The organism is Micrococcus sp. LASM2_SD2, from assembly GCF_057364565.1.
The window spans coordinates 1-5,598 of record NZ_JBNFOB010000157.1; the positions used below are offsets into that span (position 1 = coordinate 1).

The 5,598-nt window shown below is 73.3% G+C and carries 7 protein-coding genes and 1 pseudogene; all 8 read right to left on the reverse strand.

Going from position 1 to position 5,598, the window contains the following annotated elements:
* Nucleotides 1-246 (reverse strand): DivIVA domain-containing protein (locus tag AC2W7A_RS08690; RefSeq protein WP_485991011.1); only part of this gene is annotated, 246 nt, incomplete at its 3' end.
* 144 nt (nt 247-390) lie between these two features.
* Entirely contained in the window at nt 391-678 is a 288-nt protein-coding gene (locus AC2W7A_RS08695) for a YggT family protein (protein WP_485991012.1), read from the reverse strand.
* A gap of 9 nt (nt 679-687) precedes the next feature.
* Nucleotides 688-1,323, reverse strand: coding sequence for a cell division protein SepF (locus AC2W7A_RS08700; RefSeq protein WP_485991013.1), 636 nt, complete (start codon nt 1,321-1,323; stop codon nt 688-690).
* A 133-nt stretch (nt 1,324-1,456) separates the two neighbouring features.
* The gene (locus AC2W7A_RS08705; RefSeq protein ID WP_485991016.1) at nt 1,457-2,212 is read right to left on the reverse strand and encodes a YggS family pyridoxal phosphate-dependent enzyme; all 756 of its coding nucleotides are present in this window, start codon (nt 2,210-2,212) and stop codon (nt 1,457-1,459) included.
* 42 nt (nt 2,213-2,254) lie between these two features.
* Nucleotides 2,255-2,476 carry a laccase domain-containing protein gene (locus AC2W7A_RS08710; RefSeq protein ID WP_485991014.1) on the reverse strand — a complete coding sequence of 74 codons (222 nt, stop codon included), beginning with the start codon at nt 2,474-2,476 and terminating at the stop codon, nt 2,255-2,257.
* Between the two features lie 119 nt (nt 2,477-2,595).
* Nucleotides 2,596-2,853, reverse strand: a pseudogene (locus AC2W7A_RS08715) (laccase domain-containing protein); the annotation flags it as partial.
* Nucleotides 2,854-3,081: 228 nt separating this feature from the next.
* Nucleotides 3,082-4,446 carry a cell division protein FtsZ gene (gene ftsZ / locus AC2W7A_RS08720; protein WP_485991015.1) on the reverse strand — a complete coding sequence of 455 codons (1,365 nt, stop codon included), beginning with the start codon at nt 4,444-4,446 and terminating at the stop codon, nt 3,082-3,084.
* A gap of 415 nt (nt 4,447-4,861) precedes the next feature.
* Nucleotides 4,862-5,539, reverse strand: a complete 678-nt coding sequence (locus AC2W7A_RS08725) for a cell division protein FtsQ/DivIB (RefSeq protein WP_485991017.1) — start codon at nt 5,537-5,539, stop codon at nt 4,862-4,864.
* Between the last annotated feature and the right edge of the window lie 59 nt (nt 5,540-5,598).

A 5,598-nucleotide genomic window follows, 5' to 3' on the forward strand; every position in this document is an offset into this window, starting at 1 on the left:
CTGGGCGGGGGCGACCTGGGCCGGGGCGTGCCCCGGCGGGACGGAGGACGCCGCGGCGCGGGCCTCGTCCAGTTCGGCACGGGCCTGCTTGAGCTCGGAGCGCAGCCCGTCCCGCTCCGCCGTCAGGGAGCGCAGCTCCCCGGAGACCTCGTCGAGGTAGTCGTCCACATCCTCGATCAGGTAGCCCTCCGCGAACTTGGTGCGGCGGAACTGCTTGTTGATGAGGTCCTCCCACGTCAGCGGCATGGTGACTCTCCTTCGGGGTACGGCACGGACCCCTGAAGGGTCCACAGGCGACGGACATGCGGTCCGGGGCGGACCGGAACCGTCCGTCAGGCTACCATCGGGCGGCCGGTCGCCCACCGGCGCGGGGACGGGGCCGCGGGTCGGTCAGACCAGGGCCCGGACGATCAGCTTCAGGACGACCACCGCGAAGAACAGCACCAGGAAGGCCATGTCCAACTGGACGCCGCCCAGGTTCAGCGGAGGGAGCCGGCGGCGGATGGCGCCCAGCGGCCGGTCCGTCACGCCGTAGATCGCGCTCGCGACCACGAGGACGATCCCAGACGGGCGCCAGTGCGGGGCGAACGACGTGACGACGTCGAACACGATCCGGACGATCAGCACGGCCTGGAAGACCGTGAGGAGGATGTACAGCCCGGCGAGCAGCAGCGGCATCGTGGCGGATCAGTCCTCGGAGAAGAGGGCGCCGTGCTCGCCGCCGTCCTCGCCGTCCTCGCCCATGACCTCCACGGTGGACGGGGTCAGGAGGAACACCTTGTTGGTGATGCGGGAGATCGAGCCGTGCAGGCCGAACACGAGGCCCGCGGAGAAGTCCACGAGACGCTTGGCCTCGTTGTCCCCCAGCTCGGTGACGTTCATGATCACCGGCATCCCGGAGCGGAACGCCTCGCCGATCGACTTGGCGTCGTTGTAGGACCGCGGGTGCACGGTGGTCAGGGTACGCACGGGGGCTCCTTCGCTGGCCGACGCGGCGGCACGCTTGATCGGGGTGACGGGGGCGCGGTACTCCTGCTCGGAGCCCTCCGCGCGGGACGGGCGCGAGACCTGCTCCGGCGACGCCGGATGGCTGCCCTCGGCACGGGCCGGACGCGGATCGCGGTCGCGCTCGGACGAGGACGTGCGCGCCTGCGGCTCATCGGCGGGACGCTGCTCACGGGCAGGGGCCTGGGCCGGGGCGGCGGGGCGCTCCTCCGCGGCGGACTCTCGGCGCTCGCGGGGCTCCGGACGCGGGGTCTCGTCGTACTCCTCGCCGTCGGCCAGGCCGAGGTAGATCATCGTCTTCTTCAGGGCACCGGACATGCGTCAGTTCCTTCGGGGAGGGGCGGCCCGCTGAGCGGACGGTGCGGCACCGCCATGGCCATTCGGTCGGTGGCGTCGCGGCCCGGCGACGGGATCCCGAGGCCGGCGTGGTCGACGCGCTGTCGCGACAACGCTATCCCAGGTCTGCGCGGCGCCCGAGGATGTCCGAGCCGATCCGCAGGTGTGTCGCCCCGGCCGACACCGCCGCCTCGAGGTCCGCCGTCATCCCCATCGACAGCCAGGCGGCCTCCGGGTGGTCCTCCCGCAGGCGTGCGGCGAGGTGTGCGGCGCGGGCGAAGGACTTGGCCGGCTCGATGCCGCGCGGAGCCACGCACATCAGGCCGCGCAGGCGGAGGCGGGGCGTGGAGGCGATCCCGGCCGCCAACGCGGCGACGTCCTCCGGCGCGGCACCGCCGCGGCCGCCGATGCCGTCCGTGGGTCGCTCCTCGTCCGGACGTGGGTCCACGTCCACCTGGATCAGGCAGTCCAGGTCCTCACGCGCGGGCACCTCCCCGGCGGCGGCGCGCTCGGCACGGACCTGCATCGCACGTCCCAGGGCGTCCACGAGGGAGGAGCGGTCCACCGAGTGCACTGCGGCGGCGTAGCGCACCGCGTGCTTGGCCTTGTTCGACTGCAGCTGGCCGATGAAGTGCCATGCGGGCACGGCGAGGCCGGCCTCCGCGCACAGCCGCTCCACCTCCGTCGCCTTGGGCCTGGCCTCCTGGTCCCGGTTCTCCCCCACGTCGGCGACCCCGCGGCGGACGAGTTCGACCACGTCCTCGGCCGGATGGGTCTTCGTCACCGCGATCAGGGCGGGACGGTCCGCGCGCCCGGCGGCCGCGCAGGCGGCGTCGATGCGGGCGGTCACCCGCTCCAGGCCTGCGGCGATCTCGGTTGCACGGTCGGGGGGTGACGGCGGGGCGGGGGTCGGTCACGGGGTCCTCCAGACGAGTCCGGCGAAGCGGCCGCGGCCCGGGGCGCGGCGGTGGGAGAAGAGGAGCTCGTCCTCCACGGTGCACCGGTCGATGCGTTCGACGTCGACACCACGGGCCGTGAGGACGGCGTGCGCCCCGGCGGGCAGGTCGAGTGCAGGGGTGCCCCACGAGGTCTCCGCCGCGGCCTCCGGCAGCCGTGCGACGGACTCGTCGCGCATCTGCGCGGGCACCTCGTAGCACCGGCCGCAGACACCCCGGGCCGATCCAACGCGCGGATCGGCCCGACGGCCGCGGCCGCGGAGATGCCGCGCTCCCGGCGGAGCCGTTCCAGGCTGTCCAGGGTGTTCTGCAGGACGCCGTCCAGCAGACCCCGGCGACCGGCGTGGGCGACGGCCGTGGCACCCGTGACGGGGTCGGCGAACACGACCGGCAGACAGTCCGCGACCATGATCGCCAGCGGCTGCGAGCCGTCCGCGCAGACGAGGGCGTCCCCGGTCCGGACCGGTCCGGTCGCCCAGCCGCTGCCGTCGGCGACCACGACGTCCGCCGAGTGGATCTGGTCCACGAAGGCCGTGGACCCCGGCGCCACACCCATCGCTTCCTCGAGCCGGGTGCGCGCGCCGACGACTCCCTCGCGGGCCCAATCGCGCTCCGCACCGGAGCCGTCCGGCAGGACGTGGAAGGCGAGGTTGCCGGCCTCCGCCGACGTGAAGGCCACATGGACCGGGCCTCCGCCGGCGTCCGCCTCACGAAGAAACACGAACGGGCCGGAGGACGCGGCGGCGTCCTCCGACCCGAGCAGGTGGTCGTGCACGGTCTCAGATCACTTCAGGAAGTCCGGCACGTCCAGGTCCGAGCCGCCCGAGCCGAGATCCGGCTCGACGACGGTCGGCAGGTCCTGCTGCGCGCGGCGCGGAGCCTGCTGCTGCGACTGCTGGGAGCCTTGCTGGCCCTGGGACTGACCCTGGCCGCCGAACTGGGAGTTGCCCGCGACGCCGCCCTGGGAGCCCTGGTTCAGCGGGACCGTGCCCGGCACGGACGGACGCGACTGCTGCGAGCCCTGCTGGCCGGCGGACTGCTGCGAGCCCTGCTGGCCGGCGGACTGCTGCGAGCCCTGCTGGCCGGCGGACTGCTGCGAGCCCTGCTGGCCGCCGGACTGCTGGGAGCCCTGCTGGCCGATGGAGGACTGGCCCGGGATCGACTGCTGGCCGGAGCCGTAGGCGGACGGGGCGGAGGTGACGTCCACCTTGTCGAAGCCCGCGGCGATGACGGTGACGCGCACCTCGTCGCCCAGCGCGTCGTCGATGACGGTGCCGAAGATGATCTTGGCCTCCGGGTGGGCGACCTCCTGCACGAGGCGTGCGGCCTCGTTGATCTCGAACAGGCCGAGGTCGGAGCCGCCCTGGATGGAGAGCAGCACGCCGTGGGCGCCGTCGATGGAGGCCTCCAGCAGCGGCGAGGCGATGGCGAGCTCCGCCGCCTTGACCGCGCGGTCCTCGCCCTGCGCGTGGCCGATGCCCATCAGCGCCGAGCCGGCGCCCTGCATGACGGACTTGACGTCCGCGAAGTCGAGGTTGATCAGGCCCGGCGTGGTGATGAGGTCGGTGATGCCCTGGACACCGGACAGCAGGACCTGGTCCGCCTGGCGGAAGGCGTCCATGACGGAGACGTTGCGGTCCGAGATGGACAGCAGGCGGTCGTTCGGGATCACGATCAGGGTGTCGACCTCGTCGCGCAGCGCGTCGATGCCGTTCTCGGCGGAGTCTGCGCGACGACGGCCCTCGAAGGTGAACGGACGCGTCACGACACCGATGGTCAGCGCGCCCAGGGAGCGGGCGATGCGGGCGACCACGGGGGCGCCGCCGGTGCCGGTGCCGCCGCCCTCGCCGGCGGTCACGAACACCATGTCCGCCCCGCGGAGCACCTCCTCGATCTCCTCGGCGTGGTCTTCGGCGGCCTGCCGGCCGACCTCCGGGTTCGCGCCGGCGCCGAGGCCGCGCGTGAGCTCGCGGCCGACGTCCAGCTTGACGTCGGCGTCGGACATCAGCAGAGCCTGCGCGTCAGTGTTGATCGCGATGAATTCGACGCCGCGCAGGCCGACCTCGATCATGCGGTTCACGGCGTTGACGCCGCCGCCGCCGATGCCGACGACCTTGATGACGGCCAGGTAGTTCTGGGGTGCAGCCACGGTGTTCAGTCCCTTGTCTTCAGTCTCGATATGAGCCGGTGCCGGCGCGGAGCGGGTCGGCGCCGTGCCGGGTGCGAGGACTCCGCACCGCCTCCCGATCCCCAGGACTTCGACCAATGGTTGAAGGTTTCCCGGAGGGGCCGAGGGGGGCGTGGAGCCACCCGACGTTCAGGGCAACGTTAGCGCCACGGCAGACCCCGGCGCAAAGCGTCCAGGTGCGGATTGACGCGGGATCGAGCGCCCCGGCTTCAACCTTCACGTGATTCTTGAACGGATGTAGGGTCGCACGCCTCTCCCGAGGGGCGGCAGGACGCCGTCGCGCAGACCTTCACCTTCACCCTCTACTTCACGCCTGTGAACTCGGGGGATCGGGTCCGCGACGACAGGTCACACCGCCGGCGGGTCGTCGACGGGGTCAGCGGGTGACGGGGCGGTCAGGGACGGACACGTCGATCACCCCGACCGGGTCCTCGTCCGTGCGGTCGAGCAGCGACTCCACCACCGCGGCCTTCACCTGCGGCTGGTCGGCGCCTCCCCAATGGACGACCGGACCCTCCTCCACGGAGAGCTCGATCGCCTCTGCCCCCGAGGCGTCGACGCGGTCGATCCGCCCGCGGAGGTCGTCCGGGAGTGCGGCGACCGCCTCGGCGACCGCCCGCCGCGTCTGCTCGTCCGCCCGCAGCACGCCCGCGGTGACGGGGACCAGACGCTCCCCGCGAGCGCCCGCTGCGGGACCTCGCGGAGCACGGCGCCGTCGTCCATGAGCACGTGGGCGGCGCCGTCCGTGCCCCGGACGGCAACGGGCCGGCGTTCCCGGACCGTCACCTGGAGCCCGGTCGGCGGGGCGGCGATGACATCGAGCGACTCGACGCCCGGGAGGTCTCCGGCGAGGTCGGCGACGTGTCCGCGCCCGATCTGGGGAAGCGGCACCCCGTGGAGCAGCTCCAGCCGCTCGAGGACGTCGCCTCGGTCCACCAGACGGGTGCCGTCGACCTCGATGCGGTCCACGGCGAGCACCGGCGAGAAGTAGAGCACGAGGGCACCGGCCACCAGGCCCACCAGCGCCAGGGCGGCGAGCAGCCAGCGCAGCCACCGCCGCGGACGGCGTGCCGGCTCCGGGAAGGCGACGACGTTCTCCGGCGCCGGCCGACC